Genomic DNA, 16,193 nt, shown 5'->3' with positions numbered 1-16,193 from the left:
AGGGCTTACCCGAAAGATATCAGGCAAAGATTTGAGTTCAATTATTCAACCAAAACATCATTATACACGGTAATAGAAAAGCTCTCAAACGAATCGCTTCGCCTGAGAGCTTATTTAGGTTAGGAATTTTGTTCTGATAATCCATGTATAGTTACGCCAACAGCGCTGGATTTCTTTTTGTCCTGAGAAGCATGTAGCTTTACCATCACAAATCTTGCAAACGGCTGTATTAATATACTTTCAGCGAACAGTGCAATCAGGAAATTTCTTGGCCAATTGGCTAAGAAGTGATTAAACGTTTGAGAACTCAACCCGTTTCCGATAATGTCTCCAATAAACGTCATACAAAATGACATCCCTAGTACGGTGAACAAGATACGGAATAGGATTTTGGCGTTGAAGCTATCGGTGGCTTGTGTGAATGTAGCTGTCAGCTTTTCGGCAATACGGCCAATAACAACAGGCTCAATAATCATGACAATTACCCAAATGATCGGAAACACCTTAAGAATCGTTAAGGCAACCTCACCATTAAATTCTCCAACCCCTAAAATGATATTTATTGAAGACATAAACAGTACCGTCAGTGTACAAATGATTGCACCATATAATGCCCCCTCCTTACCGTTTCTTGGTAATCTTACTTCTTGATTCATGATGTTCTTCCTTTCAATATTGTCGGTAATAGTTTGGCGATAGTTTTTAAGGGAGTTGTAGATTTTTGCGTTAGGCACAACATCATCGCCCCTTCAATCGAAGCCGTCATCCACAAAGCCATATCGGAGGCTGATTCCTGCGAATAACCTTCAGTTACAAGCTTATCGCAGTAAATTCGTTCCATGTTCTCATAGAGCAAGCTACATGCCTGGCGAACAGGTTCACTCACCGTAGCCATTTCACTGACAATACTGCTAAAGGTATATCCGGTAATCGTGCCCTCAGTTTCTAAGTTGTGAACTAACTTGTCGATCATGGATTGTGTAGCTGCTAACGTCGATGGATGCTTTTTAAAAATATCCTCAATATCTATCGTAATTGCTTCATTTAAGCCCTTTAAACAAGCAATTAATAGTTCTTCTTTTCCATTTGGAAAATGATGATAAAGCGCTCCTTTGGTCACATTACAGGCTTTTAAAATTTCACTCACGCCTACATTTTTATATCCTTTTTGCTGAAAAAGAAGTGTCGCCGTCTCAATCATTAGCGATTTTGTATCCACAATAACGTACTCCCCCTAACATACCAACCGGTCTGTTTGTTATTATAACAATATAAAAATGATTAATGTAAGTCTTTTTTGCTTTTTTTCAAAAAATATTTCATTATTTTCATTTATAACCCCAAAAAAAGCTTAGAAAATTGTGTCGAAAGTGGAATTGTTGCAGTATCACTTGGATTAATGATATCATTCTGAGGAAACTTATCTTACTTTAAATATGAAGGAGGAATACCCGGTGAAAAAGAGATCGCTAAAATATCTATCTTTTGGTATTGGGTATTCTACTGCTGTTTTTTTCTAGAATTAATTATTGATAGGATAGGTCTGTCAAAAATTAAAAGAAACTAAAAAACAGCGGAGATATATAACTTAGATATCGTTATGTATCTTCTATTTAAAGGAGAATTCACAAAATGAACTTAAATAATAATGTTATTACAAGATATAATCCAGAAAATATTGCTAAACCGGTTGGTAACTATAGTCATGTAACAAAAATAAGTAGAAATGCTGAAATGTATGTATTTTCTGGCCAAATTGGAATCGATCAAAACAATCATATCCCTACAGATTTTAACCAACAGGTAACAAATACGATGAGTAATATTGTTGAGGTCCTTTCTTCTCAAAGGCTAACACCTGATAACGTAATCAAAATCAACATTTGGGCTACGGAAGAAATCGATTGGAACCATTTCTATGAAGGTTGGAATAAAGTATTCGGTATGACACCTCCTTCAATGACAATTGCTTATATTAAAGGATTAGGGTTACCTGAATTAAAAATTGAGTTAGATGTATGGGCTGCTGGTTAAACCCTAAATCAAGAGGGACTAATTTAATATTCTGTACACCAAACGAGCCTAAGAAGAAATTCTAAAGGCTCTTTTTTCTACCCCCCTCTATAACAGCAAAAAGGGCTCAGTTTCCTGAGCCCGCAAATACTTACTCTACTACGTTTTTATATCTGAAGAATTGTCCCAACATTCCACGTTCTCCAAACCCTCTATGCTATCTTTATAAAAGACAGGGTCCTTGCCTGCGCGCTTCTGGCGCTTATAATCCTGCAGGGCGGCAAAGGCCACCTTAGATAATAGAAGAATAGCGATCAAATTCACGATGACCATGAAGCCCATAAATAAATCAGCCAAATCCCATACCAATTGAACCTTAGCTACGGAGCCAAAAATAATCATCGCCAAGACGCTGTATCTATAGAATAGTAATACTTTTTTATTGGAGTTCAAGAATTCTATATTGGTCTCACCATAATAATAATTTCCGATTAACGTACTGAAAGCAAACAACAAAATCATGATCGCTAAGGATCCAGAGGCCCACGAACCAATATGTTCGCTTAATGCCGCTTGTGTCAGCTTAATTCCATCCAGCCCTGGCTGTTTATACGCATCAGATAACAAGATAATAAAAGCAGTACTCGAACAAATAAGTAACGTGTCTGTAAGTACACCCAGCGCTTGCATCAGCCCTTGTTTCACCGGATGACTAGTTGTTGCAGTTGCCGCAGCATTCGGAGCACTACCCATTCCCGCTTCATTGGAGAATAGTCCCCGTTTCACCCCTTGCAGAATAACTGCCCCAAAAGATCCCCCCGCGATTTGTTCAAATCCGAAAGCACTTTTCACAATAAGCGCCAGAATCGCCGGTATTTCCGTAATATTAATTAACATAATAATAACAGCAGCCCCAATATAGATCCCTGCCATAACCACTACAATATATTCGGACATTCTAGCAATACGTTTAACCCCACCAAAGATAACTGCCGCAAAAGTAGCGGCGACTAGAAGTCCAAGAATCACCCGATTAGTGCCAAATGAATTCTCAAAGGCCACTGTAATCGTATTGGATTGAACTGCATTAAATACAAGACCAAAGGATAACGTGATCAAAACCGCAAATACCGCGCCCATCCAGCGTTTTTTCAGGCCTTGCTCCATATAATAGGCGGGACCCCCACGAAATCCAGTCTTGTCCTTCACTTTATACACCTGTGCCAGAGTACTTTCAATAAATCCGGACGCTGATCCAATAATAGCTATGACCCACATCCAAAAAACAGCCCCTGGACCACCTATTGCGATAGCAATTGCGATCCCTGTAATATTCCCTGTCCCAACCCTTGCTGCCATACTGATACAGAAAGCCTGAAACGACGAAATGGAATCTTTTGACCTTTCATTGGACTCTTTAAGAACCCTAAACATTTCTTTAAACATGCTAAACTGAACAAACTTCGATCGAATGGTGAAATAAATTCCACAAACAATAAGCAGAACCACCAAAATTTTCGACCAAAGAAAGTCATTTGTTGCGCTAATCATACTGTCTAACATTTGTTGCATGTAAATCCGCCTCTCCATTGTGTCGATACCCAGTTGCTGAACCTTTAGTTACATAGTATTTTCAAATATAACAGCCCTTATTTCAAAAGCCAACAAAAAAAATTAGCCAGCAACACCATACCTTACACCGGTGTGAGAGCTATTTCTCCATCTTCATCTGAGCTCACAAGCTGCTTTGGATTAATCTAGGTATTATAAAAAAAATGAAAAAGCATCCGGTGGAAGAAATGTATGACAACAATGTATGCGCGCATTTATATCGTGGAGAACATTTGGTTTGATCCCACCGTTGTTTTGGACCATCCAACTAATGGGATCACTTGAGACATCCATTTCCGGGGTTATCTTGAATAATCATAGAGCAGATATTTTCGAGGTATTAATTAGCCACAGCTTTAAAATATTGGTACACCTGATTTAACTTCTTATCATGTTTCCCTTTTGGACTCTCCATATTCCCAAATTCGAAAAACTTCACTTTCTTGATGCCACAATATTGAAATAATGCTTTTCTCATCAGCACTTTATGGGAATTATTCAGCCAATATAAAGGATAAAGGGTCGGTCCCTTCATGCTGGAAATGCAAACCACAGACTTTCCTTTCAGCAGCCCTTCGGGGATGAGGCCACCCTTTTCTCTGTAAGCAAAATTAGAAGCAAACATTTGGTCAATATAACCGAGCAACATCGCGGGAGGCCGGCCCCACCAGATTGGATACACAAACACAATTTTGTCGGCCTGACGAATCTGCTCCCGATACTTCTCTAGCTTGGGATCGATATGCATGTCTCTTCTACGTTTATTTTCATTAAAGACCAGTACAGGATCAAATTGCTCTTCGTAAAGATCAAGGACCTCTATCTTCGTGATCTTTTGATTCTCATTACTTCCCTGAATGACTTTATTGAAAAAAGCATAACTTAAACTTTTATGATTCGGATGTGTATAGATGACTAAAACGTTCATTGCTCCACCTCTTTAATTATCATTTGATAACAAAATGGTATCACAACCGTTATTTAGTTGTCAAATGATAATTGTATTATGATAATTATTTTGTTAAGGTTTACAATAAGAGGTGATCCTTATGGACAAACAAGCGTTTTTTCAGAAAATTGTTACCTTTACGACAGCAGTCCATGAAGTAACATTTGACTTTACCAAAGATGTTAGACCGGAAGGCATTACGCCCGTTCAATATAGTATTCTGGAATATATTGCGGTTAGCCAGCCTGTTACCCTCAGCCAAATCAGCGATTGTAAGAATATCTCTATGCCGAATACCAGCCGTGAGCTCAAGAAATTAACAGAAAAAAACCTGTGTGAGAAGCTTGATGTCGCCGAGGACCGGCGTAAGCAAATGATTCGGTTGTCTGATGCTGGACAAGCGATGATGAACGAGGCTTTTGAACGGATCGGTGAACGTTTTTTGAACCGGATTAAAGAGGTTCCCCCAGAGGAATTAGCCGAGATTAACCATGCCCTCGATATCCTGCAATCTAAGGTGTTTAATACCCAGCAATGATCCGAGAAAAAGACAGCAGAGCAGCGGTTCCCCATTAATGGGAGCACCGCTGCTCTGTGTTTAGGTCGTTGGTTAGTTGACTCAAGACCGATTATTGGCTAGTTAAAGCCTAACGACTTCGAATCAGCCTCACCTTCAGCTGAATCGCACTCGTCCACTGAGGCTTTCGGACCCAGATGACGTTATTGGCATGTTTTTAGCCTTTTGTGCGTAGTTTCGGACTCCAGCGACGCTATTCCTATGAATCAGATTCATATTGGGTGTTTTTTATGCCAATAGCTGCTATGCGGTCCGTTGGCATTCCAAATATGCGAAAAAACTGCATTTAAGGTCAGCTGAGTCCGAAAGACGCTTCCCTAATAATCACCTAATAGAAATAGGCACTCCTCTTAAGGAATGCCTTGATTTGATTATAAGTATTCTTAGCCAGCGAAACGGACTATTTCACCAGTCCGCTGATAAAGGTCTCAAAATTATCAGCCAAACGTGTGATTTTGTATTTGTTATCCCGATCTACATGAATAACCTCAGGTTCGCCATCATTCCCGAATTCGCGGTAATCCAGCATCACCACTTCATTCTCAGAAGGACAATCACAGATCACCACACCAACTTCAGGATAACGCCCATTTTCAATCACAGTCCGGCTGCCTGAAGCTCCACACAGCGACTTATTCTTATCTCGTCCAATTCCGTGGATACCAGAAATCGTAATAAATTCTCCTGTTCCCGGAATCGGATAACGATTGTTATGAGGAATTCCCCCATTATGTAACTTCATCATATCCACATAGGAAGCAGGCAGCTTGAAGACCAGCTCTTCTTGTACTGAAGTAATCAATGCATCTGAAGGCGGATCAGAGATATATTCTGAGAACGCATACTCGCTGTCATCCCAGAAATTAGTGGTATCCAACGCTATTACAGGCTTCTTTGCAGGTTTGTTTACAGGCTTTTTCGCAGCTTTTTTAGCCAATTTACGTTTGATCCAGCCCAGAAACTCCAGTGTGTCTTCATCATCAGGCTCCAGCTGATCGGCAATCGTAAACGCTTTTAAAGCTTCGTCATATCTTTTCAGATAATAATAAGAAACCCCGATACGGTAATGCCAGAGCGGGTCACCTTCACCCTCTTCTTCAATGCTCAAATACTGCTCTAAAGCCTCTTCATATTGCCCGAGATTATTAAGCGCCCTGCCCAAATGACTAGTTAGAACATAATCTCTTTCCTCTTCAGGAATTTCCGTGATTGCATCCACGATTTCTTGAAATTCATCTTCCTCATGCCATTCATCCAATTTTGCCAATAACTCATCACTCATCATTAATACCTCCTATTAACGATCACTCAAAATACCTATTAGAAATTATACCATTTCTAACCTATGCCCAGCCAATAACGCATGTCTTAGCCATATCAATCAAAAGACAACTTCCCTTTTTGCTGTGAAAAACAGACCGCAGCGTTTATCTGCGGTCTGTTTTGAGTATACATAAAACCATTATATTTATAGCTATAATTGCTGCCTTCTATCTTGCCTTTACGACTGCATCCCGTTTTCGATCCTCTGCAGGAACTCTTCAACGGCACTATAGCCGAGCTGCTTAAGGTACCAATTGTTCGCAGCCGCTTCGATCAGACCAGCCACATCGCGGCCAGGCTGAAGCTGAACTTCAATATGCGGAATTTGCACACCAAGATAGTCTGTGAACTGAGGTTCGATTTCGAGCTCATTGTTCAGGGAATTCTCCCGCCATGGTGACAACTCGATGTCGAGTACAATTCGTGTCTCTTCCTGAAAAGCTCTACGCCCGTACTGCCGTACAACGTTGATCAGACCAATACTGCGCAGCGCTAGGAATTCACGGGTCGTTTCATTATGTGTGCCAAGAAGCGTAGCCGGTCCCAGCTTCTTAAGCACAACTACATCATCGGCCACAAACCGATGACCTCTTCTAATGAGCGTGTGAGCGGTTTCGCTTTTTCCGATCCCGGACTTGCCTCTCAATAGGACCCCTATGCCGGACACGTTCACACACACTCCATGAATTGAAAGTTCAGGCGCCAGCGCCTTCACCAGATAAGTATCAATCTTTGCGATGAACTCTGACGTCGTCTCTTCCGTTCGAAGTAGTGGTATACCTTCTTGGTCGCAGAATAAAGTCAAATAAGGAATCTCCTGCTGACCCGTCGTCACAATAAAGCATGGGGGATGATACTTAACAATATTGCCAATATGTAACTTGCGTTGCTCAACGCTTAGCTTTAGCAGATAATTGATTTCTTTGCGGCCCAATACTTGTACTCGCTTCATGGGGAAAAAATCGAAGTAACCCACGAACTCCAGGCCAGGTCTATGTGTCTTTGAGCGAGTAATCTCACGGTCCATGCAGCTAGCACCCGCAAGCACTTCCAGCTTAAACGTTTCCGTAAGGCTTTGAACGGTAATCGATTTCAATGTTGTTCTCCTCCTGTGGCTACGTATTTTGAATACGTAATACGGTTACCGGGATATATTCAACGACGAATAGAATGATTCCTGCAAAAGAAATAGACAGATCATGAGATATTAACAACTATGTTCCTTCAAGAAAATTAATGAGGTATATCTCCGGTTGCGTGAGAAAATCTGCAAAACTACATAAATCCGCGTACGTCTGATGTTCCACGTCGTAACAGCCGATCAGTCCTTTTTTCTTCGGATTCCACATAAGCAGCAGATCAGAGTAATTATCTATATCGGCTGACAGACGGAGCAGCTTTTGCCGGCCAATTTTCATTTCAATGGTATCAGTTAATGTGAAAATGTCGATATATCTAATTTCATATTCATTTTGTGTTAGCTCAAGACGCAGATTTTTTCCAGTAAGAAAGCTAACCAATTCATCAGACAATTTATATTTTCTCAGCTCAAACTTCTTGTTCTCGATATCATGAAATTCAGCCGGCTCTAACGATTTCAAATAGTCAGCCAAAGCTGTATTCTTATTGCTCACTGCAATGGTGTACGGGCGATCGCCATCTTTTTCTGCCAAGGTAACGTCTGCGCCACGTTCAATCAAAAATTGTACCATCGCTTGATTACCCATTCTTGTGGCAACTGTTAACGGATTCGCTTGATAAGGATAGACCATATCGGATTTGTTGTAATTAATGTCCACCCCATGATCCAGTAAATAAGTAACGGTCTTAAGGTCATGATCTGACACCGCTTTGCGTAATACAGCCCCACCATGCTGCTTAATATCTAATCCTAGCTCATGAATGAGCGGGATATTGTTTTTGTTGCCATAGTAGGCCTGCGAATATGCACCTGACTTGACCTGATTAAGCTTGTCCAGTTTAGCCCCTTGTGCTGCAATATAGCGGACGATATCTTCTTTGCAATAGCGAACCGCGAGCAAAAAAGCCGGATTATTCTTCACATTCAGATTTACACCGTGCTGTACCAGCAGCTTTATGACATCCATTCTCTCTGATATAAGCGCCAAATCTAACGGGGTTAACGTAGTATATTGGCTAAGGACGATGCCCTCTTCAATATCCCAGCCTGCTCTAATGGCAGCCTCTAATTCCGGAATGTTTCCATTGTAAATATGCATGGCCATTTGCGGCAGTTCCTCGAACTTCCCTATATCCTTCAGACGGATCATCCATTATCCACCCCTACTTCAAGTATTATGAAGAGTATAGAGAACCGAATAGTAAAAAACAATCCAAACTAAGGATGTTGTTCTAACAAATAGTCATCATAATGTTCAGATCGGCAAGATTATTGCTGCTATTTCAAAAATAAAAAGAAGCTCCGTAAATACACGAAGCTCCTGTTTACAATTTATGATGGTAAGTAAAGTTGAAGCAGCTAGCTGTTGCCAGCGAAAAAGCTGGATATATCCCTCTTTACCCTTGGATGTCCCGTCTCGCCTCTTGCTCGGCAAGAATCTCGTTATCTTCCGCGTTATCCCGCGTCACTTTCTGAACGCCAATAGCGCTATAAGAAATCAAGAGAATAACAGCTATGTAATACCCCTTTACATTTAATTCAAATGGAGCATTGTAAAGGCCAATAAAAAACATCGCATAACCGATAATCAAACCCACAAAAGCCATAATTGTGAAGGCCCCTGTGTTTCTCATCCTGTGTTTAGGGTTATCCAAACGAAATTCTTTATCCTCTGTATTGTCCCTAACCACCTTTTGCACAACGATACAGGAAATCGTAATTAACACCATACAGAGCAAATAATACCCTTTTACGTTTAGCTCCCAAGTGTCGTTGTACACTCCCAAACAGAATAGAAAAAGTCCTGCCCCCAATGCAAAATACGATGCCCCCGTAAAAGCAGCCGTGTTGCGTTTGCGATATCTCTGATTCATCTGATAATTCCTCTCCCACTACAGACTTGAATGATGGTATATCCTTCTCCACTATACCGTGGAACATCGGTAAAATTCTACCACGAATCAGGTTGTTTTAGGGAATTTCAGGAATTTTTTTACTATACGAATATAAAATAACGCAAACACTGAAAGGACGGTCTCAGTCCCATACAATATAGGACGAAAACCGCCTCCCGCGATCACTGCAACATATATTAGAAAAATGCTACTGCCTTTCCTGATCCACCAATTGCTGCTGTGCGAGACGAATCATTTCGCGGACCATCGATCCACCAATTTTACCGCCGATCTGGCCCACCGATTCTGTGCTCAAATGACCATTTTGACCGTGCTCCAAAGGGACACCCAGTTCTTTTGCGACTTCGTATTTCACATCATCAGGCCGCTCCGGATCTACATCATACCCCTCGCGCCGCATCACTTCCGCTTTAAAAATTTGCATTCCGCGGCTGGCTCCCGGCACTGCATATTTCCTGTTTCTTCTAGACATCCTTATCCCCTCCCAAACCTGTTTTAAATAACATGCCCGGAAAACGGAACCTCCACCCTTATGGACTTGCCCCGATTATTTCCAAGCAGGGCGCCGTTGCAACGCGGCATTCGTAGCACGCAAGGTTACAGCCCAAAATAAAAAAGCCGCAGCACTAACAGAAGCTCCAAGCCAACACACCCCGTTCCAGCCATAGTGAGAATAGATTTGAGTGGAGGCAATCGATCCGGTAGCACTTCCAATGGAGTAAAAAACCATATATCCTGCGGTAAGCCTACTACGTGCCTCCATGCGCAAGGTAAGTATTATACTTTGATTGGTGACATGCACCGCCTGCACAGCCAAATCAAGCAGAACAATACCAATGACCAGTGCCAACAGCGACTGCTCGGTAAAACTGATAAACCACCATGAAATCAACAATAGAAGTAAGGCTATGCCTGTCGTTCTCTGTCCATGACCCTGATCAGCTAGCTTTCCCGCCCGCGCAGCAGCTAATGCTCCCACAATTCCCGCCAGACCAAATGCCCCAATTGCAGTATGTGAAAGTGATAACGGCGGAGCACTAAGAGGCAAGACCACAGAAGTCCACAGAATACTAAAAGCAGTAAAAATCAGTAAAGCCAGAATAGCGCGGATACGTAATACTCTCTCTTGTACAAACAACATAAACACTGAGCTAAGCAGCTGAGCGTATGACAGTGTTTTTACCTCACGTTCCACATTTGGTAACACCCTAAATAATGTACACACCATACAAAGCATTAAAGCAGCAGAAACAAGGTATACGGAACGCCAACCTGCAAGATCTGTAAGTATTCCTGAAATGGATCGTGCAAGAAGTATTCCAATCACAATTCCACTTGTGACCATGCCTACGACTCGCCCGCGTTCGGCAGGGGCAGCCATTGTCGCCGCGAACGCAACAAGCGTCTGCGTTACAACAGCGAGTAGTCCCACTGAGGCCATACCTACGAATAGTACCGTGATGGAAGAGGCAGTACCCACGATAATCAAAGCCACCACAGATAATAACATCTGGCCGGTAATCAGGCGGCGCTGATTCAGTAAATCTCCAAGTGGCACGAGCAGTAACAGCCCCACTGCATAAAAAATCTGCGTGATAGTAATAAGAATACCAATGGTTGAATAATCAATACCAAATTCTCTCGATAAATGATCGAGCAACGGTTGTGCAAAGTAGATGTTTGCAACCGACATCCCGCAGACAACGGCAAACAAAAGTGTCATATAACGAGGCATCGAGGAAGCATGAAAAGAATCAGATGGCGTATGCGTCTCGTGTGACGAAAGCTTCTCTTTAGTCCCCTGCAATTTGGACACACCCTTTCTCTGTTAAATTTAAATCGCAAACACATTTCATACCGATCAGTATGTTATTGTGCTCAGTAAATTTATCTTACAAAATGGCGTGTGTCAACATAAATATTTGATGCCACCGACTTTCATTTGACAATTTATACGACTAGTTTTAGTATTATAAAATACTGTTCGGTAATAAATTATTGAAATCAAATATAACGAGGGGTGTTATAATGGCTCGAACCCGCGAATTTGACGAGGAAAAAGTATTAGAATCAGCTATGGAGCTATTTTGGGAGAAGGGATATGAGGCTACTTCATTAAGCGATTTAACTTCCAGAATGGGCATTCAACGCCCCAGTATATACGCAGCTTTTGGAGACAAAAAAGAATTGTTCGAAGCTGCGCTACGTAAATACACGATGTCCCATGCTTCCCGTGTCCGAGCCCAACTTCAAAGCAATCCATCCGTAAAAAAAGCCTTTAGGAGTTTTTTTGAAGATGTGGTGGCTGAGGAGTATGCAGGCAGTGTGAACCGAGGGTGTTTTTGCATCAATACAATGGTTGAGCTGGCACCTCATGATGAGAAATTCGAGATTCTTACAAGAGAACACCAAATGTATCTATCGGTCATATTTCAAGAAACTATTGAACGCGGTATACAATCAGGTGAGCTTAAGGGTGGTGTAAATGCGAAGGCCTTGGCACAAGCACTAATCGTATCGCTAATAGGGCTTACTGTACTCTTGAAATCCCGCCCGGAGCGATCCTTTGTTGATAACGCGATAACAATGATACTTACTTCGCTTGATTAAATTCAGAGTCTTGATTTAAGTCAATGCCCGCCATAGTACTCCTAATTACAATGAAATAAAAGTCCTTTAGGAGGCTATCTTATGGTTATCTCAGAAAAAGACCTAACGAATCAGCGTAAGTCCGCTTTAACAGCTGGAATATCACTGATCATCATGACCCTCGCTTCATTTTTTTCATATGGCTTTGTCCATGGGACTCTTGTTGTGCAAGGCGATGCCAGTACCACATTTATTAACATCGTATCTTCCAACAACCTTTTCAAAGGGGAAATCTTGGGCTGGATCATCATTATGATTACTGACATTCTGGTCGCCTGGGCGTTTTATGTGTTTCTAGAACCCGTCAACCAAAATCTTTCATTACTCGGCGCATGGCTCCGTCTAACCTATTCCGCTATATTGGCAATCTCTATTTTAACCTTGATATTTGTGCTGCTGCTCACGGGAAACACAAATGGCTTTTCCTCATTAACAATCGAACAAACTCAAGCATTTATGATGTTATTTCTGGATGCATTTCAATCCATTTGGTCTATGGGGCTGGTCGTTTTTGGCGGGCATTTGTTAATAGTGGGCTATGTGGCTTTAAAATCCGATGTCATTCCTAAAGTAATCAGCATCTTGCTGCTGCTTGCTTCAATAGGCTATATTATCATTCATCTAAGCAAAATGTTTCTCCCACAATATGAGGCGGTCATTACAACACTTAATTTTATTTTTACTATTCCTATGATTGTAGGAGAACTAGGCTTTGGGATATGGCTACTGCTTAGAGGTGGAAAAATCCCCAAAAGTGTATAACGATTTTGTTATTCATCACTGGAATGAACCCGCTTTTTAATTCTACTTAATGACTCTGGCGTAACCCCCAAATAACTGGCTAATTGATGTTGGGGGACACGGGTAAGTAAATGAGGTCTTTTTTGTAACAAGGCTTTGTAACGTTCTTCAGGATTGGAAGCAATAAAAGAAGTCAACTCATCCTGAACCTCACCCAAGTTTTCCTCTACCATTTTGCGTATCATGGTTTCCAGCTGAGCGTATTTATGGAGCATATCCTGTTCCGCATTAAGATTACCAACCACCAACATGCTGTCTTCTAGGCAGGTTAAGGTGTACGCTGAGGGTCTACTCTCCTGATGCCGATTAAAAATCGAAACCGCTTGCTCTTCCGTATAAAAATTAGATGTGACCTCTTTTCCCGATTCATCTATCGAGGACTGCCTTACACATCCCTTTAACACAAAAAAACATTTTGAGGGAACGTCTCCTTGTCTAAGGAGTACAGTTCCCTTCTTGTATTCCTCAATAGGAATACCTTCAACAATATCCTGCTGTTCCATTTCGTTAAGAGATGTAAATTTACTCATATACTTATACAATATGCTTTTCATTTATCTCTCCAATCTCATTGCACGACCTCATATAAAGATCCCTCTAACGGCTGAATAAAGTGTGACCACTCACCTGTTGTGTACAGCAGAAGCCGATGCATCGCACGCGTACAGGCTGTATAAAAAAGCTTGCGTTCGCTTTCCCGATCATACGTCTGTGTGGAAGCATCATAAATCAGTACGGCGTCGAATTCAACCCCTTTTGCGAGATACGCGGGAATTACCAAAACGCCCTTCTCAAAAGTGAGCGTCTCCTTCGTAATAAGCCGCAGAGCTTCGCATCCTTGTGACTTTAATTCTTCATAGGCCGCACGGCTTTCAGCTGCAGTCTTGGTAATCACGGCAATAGAGTCGAGCCCTTCAGCCATCAGCGCCGCAAGATCCTCTTTAATTCTTTTCGCCCGCTCTACGTCACTACTCGCCTTCACTAGGAACGGCTTGTTACCCTCTCTTTCAAAAGGTACGATCTCCTCATTAGGCAGCAACGCCTTCGTAAACTCCACAATCTGACGGGTTGAGCGATAACTTCGAATTAGACGGATCAGGCTCGTTTCACCTTCACCATAAAGCCCGATCAAAGGCGAATCCACCTCGTGTAAATTCGTTGCTTGAGGAAAAATCGCTTGGCCGAAATCGCCGAGCACAGTCATGCGCGCGCGGGGGAACAGCTGTTTGAGAAACGCGTATTGGAACGGCGAATAATCCTGGCCTTCATCGATAAACAGATGCCGCACCTCAGTGTTCATGCGAGTACCCTCGACAAGCTCTTTTAAATACAGGAATGGAGTGGCGTCCTCACAAAAGAGCTCATCGCGGCTCAGCTTTTCCTTTGTTTGCTTACAAATTTCCAGCCACTGAGCAGGTACCTCAGTCTCGTTCGTCATTCTTCGATAAATGACATCGTCGCTATATAACTGATTGTATAAACCAATCGTATCTATGAACTTAAGCCGTTTGGTATCCCGTCTCAGCGGTTTAAAGTGCTCCTTCACAATCATGCGGCGCAGCAGTTCTTCTTCCTGCAGACCAAAGTCAAAAACATTCTCTTCCCCTTGATCCTGATTAGGAAAATCCCCATAGTTCTCAAGATACTGAGTCGTAAAATCAAAGACGGCTTCTTCCCGCCGATACTTCTTAAGTATCTCACTGTAGGCTTCGGCATACTGATCGGTATCGAGGTAATCGAGTTCATCTTGAACCCAGAATGCCTCCTGTTCCTGACGCTCCAGCGAAGCCAACTGACGCAGTAGCCATTCACGCAATAAAACGATGCGATTAGCCAAACGAATGGAGCTGTCATAGCTGTAAAATTGTGATTTCATCTGCTCCGCAGTAATCAACTCGCGGTCCCGAAAACGGATACTATGGAATAGCATCCCTTCCTTCCCTAACCACAACGCATAGTTTTGCAGAGCATGCAAAAAAGCTTCTGAAGCTTTATACAACATTCCAGTTAGGCGCGCTTCATACTCTGGAGAAGCTTTGGACGTCAGTACAAATTCAATCTGCTCGAACGGGTCCTCTAAACGAAGCGTAGATCCGAGCCAATAATCAACATACTCCTGAAAGGTGGTTTGCTGCATATTCTCCTCGCCAAGCTCGGGAAGCACCGTAGATACATAACTGTTAAACATCGGATTAGGCGAAAAAAGAACAATCTGATCTGCCTTGAGCCTATCGCGGTGTTTATATAGTAAATAGGCTACCCGTTGCAGCGCTGCGGATGTTTTTCCGCTGCCCGCCGCCCCCTGCACAATTAGCATATGGCTACTGTCGTTGCGGATTATAGCGTTCTGTTCCTTCTGAATAGTCGCCACGATGCTCTTCATTTGTGAATCCGCGCCCTTACCAAGCACCTGCTGAAGTAATTCATCACCGATCGTTAAGCTCGTATCGAACACGTTCTGAAGCTGACCCTGACGGATCTGGTATTGCCGCTTCAGCATCATTGTCCCCGAAATTTGTCCTCCGGGTGTATCGTAAGAGGCGGCGCCTGGCGAATGGTCATAATACATACTTGCAATAGGTGTCCGCCAGTCATATACCAGAAAGTTGACACCTTCTGCATCGATGAAAGACGCCACCCCGATATAGATTTGCTCATTAGAGTTCAATCCATCTTCTTGAAAGTCCATTCGTCCAAAATAGGGTGACGGCAGCAGCCGTTTCATGTTCTTATAACGCTGCATCCGTTGGCGGTGGCTACGCTCCCGCTCAGACAACAATGCTTCCTGCTGTTTTATACTGTAAAAGGTCTCCTCGAAATCCTCATGTGTGCTCGTATTGACCGTAACTTCCTCCCAAAACTGCTTGCGGATGTCCGTCACCTGTTCACGTAATCCTGTCACTTCCGGTTCCAGCTCGCCAATCTTTGATTGCAATTCTTCCGTGACCAAATCTAGCCGTTTCTGTTCTCCCTGCCAATCTTTTTCGCTTAACATTTTTACTAACACGCTCCTTTTCAAGGTTGTTATCAAGAAGCAAAAATACAAATTTGACAAACTGCCAATCCGCGTGGTATTATTAATGTATAAATAAGATGTAATAAATCTGTCTAAAATACGCAGATCAACAGTGGTCTTCTCATATTATCACGTTATTTCATTGCGCGCAAATTATATATTAAGAAGAACCGGCAGCTCATGCCGGTTCTTCTTTT

The 16,193-nt window shown here is 42.2% G+C and carries 16 protein-coding genes and 1 pseudogene; 4 read left to right on the top strand and 13 right to left on the bottom strand.

Annotation, left to right across the window (positions count from 1 at the left end):
* Positions 1 to 119 precede the first annotated feature (119 nt).
* Both MHH60_RS07215 and MHH60_RS07210 read right to left on the bottom strand, forming a co-directional pair.
* The gene (locus tag MHH60_RS07215; protein WP_076132815.1) at positions 120 to 656 is read right to left on the bottom strand and encodes a DUF2798 domain-containing protein; all 537 of its coding nucleotides are present in this window, start codon (positions 654 to 656) and stop codon (positions 120 to 122) included.
* On the bottom strand, positions 653 to 1,219 hold the full coding sequence (locus tag MHH60_RS07210) for a TetR/AcrR family transcriptional regulator (protein WP_076132817.1): 567 nt from the start codon (positions 1,217 to 1,219) through the stop codon (positions 653 to 655). Before MHH60_RS07210 ends, MHH60_RS07215 begins: the two co-directional genes overlap by 4 nt.
* Positions 1,220 to 1,632: 413 nt before the next feature.
* Here MHH60_RS07210 and MHH60_RS07205 point away from each other — a divergent pair, with 413 nt between their 5' ends.
* Entirely contained in the window at positions 1,633 to 2,034 is a 402-nt protein-coding gene (locus tag MHH60_RS07205; RefSeq protein ID WP_076132819.1) for a RidA family protein, read from the top strand.
* Positions 2,035 to 2,172: 138 nt separating this feature from the next.
* On the opposite strand, the gene MHH60_RS07200 is transcribed toward MHH60_RS07205, so the two are convergent.
* Together MHH60_RS07200 and MHH60_RS07195 are read right to left on the bottom strand one after the other, a co-directional pair.
* Positions 2,173 to 3,585: an alanine/glycine:cation symporter family protein gene (locus MHH60_RS07200; RefSeq protein WP_076132821.1), complete on the bottom strand. Its 1,413-nt coding sequence runs from the start codon at positions 3,583 to 3,585 to the stop codon at positions 2,173 to 2,175.
* Positions 3,586 to 3,964: 379 nt separating this feature from the next.
* Complete coding sequence (locus tag MHH60_RS07195) at positions 3,965 to 4,552, bottom strand: NAD(P)H-dependent oxidoreductase (RefSeq protein ID WP_036682318.1); 588 nt, start codon at positions 4,550 to 4,552, stop codon at positions 3,965 to 3,967.
* 121 nt (positions 4,553 to 4,673) lie between these two features.
* Here MHH60_RS07195 and MHH60_RS07190 point away from each other — a divergent pair, with 121 nt between their 5' ends.
* Positions 4,674 to 5,111 carry a MarR family winged helix-turn-helix transcriptional regulator gene (locus MHH60_RS07190; RefSeq protein ID WP_076124207.1) on the top strand — a complete coding sequence of 146 codons (438 nt, stop codon included), beginning with the start codon at positions 4,674 to 4,676 and terminating at the stop codon, positions 5,109 to 5,111.
* 439 nt (positions 5,112 to 5,550) lie between these two features.
* On the opposite strand, the gene MHH60_RS07185 is transcribed toward MHH60_RS07190, so the two are convergent.
* From MHH60_RS07185 to MHH60_RS07155, 7 genes and pseudogenes are all read right to left on the bottom strand, one after another.
* Positions 5,551 to 6,432 (bottom strand): SMI1/KNR4 family protein, encoded by an 882-nt coding sequence (locus MHH60_RS07185; RefSeq protein ID WP_076132823.1) that lies wholly within the window; start codon positions 6,430 to 6,432, stop codon positions 5,551 to 5,553.
* Between the two features lie 219 nt (positions 6,433 to 6,651).
* Positions 6,652 to 7,569 carry an HPr(Ser) kinase/phosphatase gene (gene hprK / locus MHH60_RS07180; protein ID WP_076132824.1) on the bottom strand — a complete coding sequence of 306 codons (918 nt, stop codon included), beginning with the start codon at positions 7,567 to 7,569 and terminating at the stop codon, positions 6,652 to 6,654.
* A 118-nt stretch (positions 7,570 to 7,687) separates the two neighbouring features.
* Positions 7,688 to 8,764: an ankyrin repeat domain-containing protein gene (locus tag MHH60_RS07175; protein ID WP_076132826.1), complete on the bottom strand. Its 1,077-nt coding sequence runs from the start codon at positions 8,762 to 8,764 to the stop codon at positions 7,688 to 7,690.
* Positions 8,765 to 9,011: 247 nt separating this feature from the next.
* A complete protein-coding gene (locus MHH60_RS07170) occupies positions 9,012 to 9,248 on the bottom strand; it encodes a YiaA/YiaB family inner membrane protein (RefSeq protein WP_305953524.1) in 237 nt (78 codons plus the stop codon).
* A gap of 57 nt (positions 9,249 to 9,305) precedes the next feature.
* A pseudogene (locus MHH60_RS07165) lies at positions 9,306 to 9,488 on the bottom strand (YiaA/YiaB family inner membrane protein); the annotation flags it as partial.
* 229 nt (positions 9,489 to 9,717) lie between these two features.
* Positions 9,718 to 10,002 (bottom strand): alpha/beta-type small acid-soluble spore protein, encoded by a 285-nt coding sequence (locus MHH60_RS07160; protein WP_036682328.1) that lies wholly within the window; start codon positions 10,000 to 10,002, stop codon positions 9,718 to 9,720.
* A 75-nt stretch (positions 10,003 to 10,077) separates the two neighbouring features.
* Positions 10,078 to 11,265, bottom strand: a complete 1,188-nt coding sequence (locus MHH60_RS07155) for an MFS transporter (RefSeq protein ID WP_076132960.1) — start codon at positions 11,263 to 11,265, stop codon at positions 10,078 to 10,080.
* A 293-nt stretch (positions 11,266 to 11,558) separates the two neighbouring features.
* Between MHH60_RS07155 and MHH60_RS07150 the strand changes: the two genes are divergently transcribed.
* Entirely contained in the window at positions 11,559 to 12,140 is a 582-nt protein-coding gene (locus tag MHH60_RS07150; RefSeq protein ID WP_076132827.1) for a TetR/AcrR family transcriptional regulator, read from the top strand.
* Positions 12,141 to 12,221: 81 nt separating this feature from the next.
* A complete protein-coding gene (locus tag MHH60_RS07145) occupies positions 12,222 to 12,941 on the top strand; it encodes a DUF4386 domain-containing protein (RefSeq protein WP_076132829.1) in 720 nt (239 codons plus the stop codon).
* An 8-nt stretch (positions 12,942 to 12,949) separates the two neighbouring features.
* Here the strand turns inward: MHH60_RS07145 and MHH60_RS07140 are convergent, their stop codons facing one another.
* On the bottom strand, positions 12,950 to 13,534 hold the full coding sequence (locus tag MHH60_RS07140; protein ID WP_076132830.1) for a Crp/Fnr family transcriptional regulator: 585 nt from the start codon (positions 13,532 to 13,534) through the stop codon (positions 12,950 to 12,952).
* Positions 13,535 to 13,548: 14 nt separating this feature from the next.
* The gene (gene helD / locus MHH60_RS07135) at positions 13,549 to 15,975 is read right to left on the bottom strand and encodes an RNA polymerase recycling motor HelD (RefSeq protein WP_076132832.1); all 2,427 of its coding nucleotides are present in this window, start codon (positions 15,973 to 15,975) and stop codon (positions 13,549 to 13,551) included.
* Positions 15,976 to 16,193 lie beyond the last annotated feature (218 nt).

Origin of the sequence: Paenibacillus sp. FSL H7-0716 (assembly GCF_038002705.1) — a bacterium.
GTDB lineage: Bacteria > Bacillota > Bacilli > Paenibacillales > Paenibacillaceae > Paenibacillus_AQ > Paenibacillus_AQ odorifer.
Note: the sequence above shows the minus strand (reverse complement) of the source record. Positions and strands in the feature narration are given on the sequence as shown.

Coding starts and splice junctions, on each gene's coding strand:
- MHH60_RS07215 (WP_076132815.1), bottom strand. CDS start 656: ATGAATCAAGAAGTAAGATTACCAAGAAACGGTAAGGAGGGGGCATTA.
- MHH60_RS07205 (WP_076132819.1), top strand. CDS start 1,633: ATGAACTTAAATAATAATGTTATTACAAGATATAATCCAGAAAATATT.
- MHH60_RS07200 (WP_076132821.1), bottom strand. CDS start 3,585: ATGCAACAAATGTTAGACAGTATGATTAGCGCAACAAATGACTTTCTT.
- MHH60_RS07195 (WP_036682318.1), bottom strand. CDS start 4,552: ATGAACGTTTTAGTCATCTATACACATCCGAATCATAAAAGTTTAAGT.
- MHH60_RS07190 (WP_076124207.1), top strand. CDS start 4,674: ATGGACAAACAAGCGTTTTTTCAGAAAATTGTTACCTTTACGACAGCA.
- MHH60_RS07185 (WP_076132823.1), bottom strand. CDS start 6,432: ATGAGTGATGAGTTATTGGCAAAATTGGATGAATGGCATGAGGAAGAT.
- MHH60_RS07175 (WP_076132826.1), bottom strand. CDS start 8,764: ATGATCCGTCTGAAGGATATAGGGAAGTTCGAGGAACTGCCGCAAATG.
- MHH60_RS07170 (WP_305953524.1), bottom strand. CDS start 9,248: ATGAGAAACACAGGGGCCTTCACAATTATGGCTTTTGTGGGTTTGATT.
- MHH60_RS07160 (WP_036682328.1), bottom strand. CDS start 10,002: ATGTCTAGAAGAAACAGGAAATATGCAGTGCCGGGAGCCAGCCGCGGA.
- MHH60_RS07155 (WP_076132960.1), bottom strand. CDS start 11,265: ATGCCTCGTTATATGACACTTTTGTTTGCCGTTGTCTGCGGGATGTCG.
- MHH60_RS07150 (WP_076132827.1), top strand. CDS start 11,559: ATGGCTCGAACCCGCGAATTTGACGAGGAAAAAGTATTAGAATCAGCT.
- MHH60_RS07145 (WP_076132829.1), top strand. CDS start 12,222: ATGGTTATCTCAGAAAAAGACCTAACGAATCAGCGTAAGTCCGCTTTA.
- MHH60_RS07140 (WP_076132830.1), bottom strand. CDS start 13,534: ATGAAAAGCATATTGTATAAGTATATGAGTAAATTTACATCTCTTAAC.
- helD (WP_076132832.1), bottom strand. CDS start 15,975: ATGTTAAGCGAAAAAGATTGGCAGGGAGAACAGAAACGGCTAGATTTG.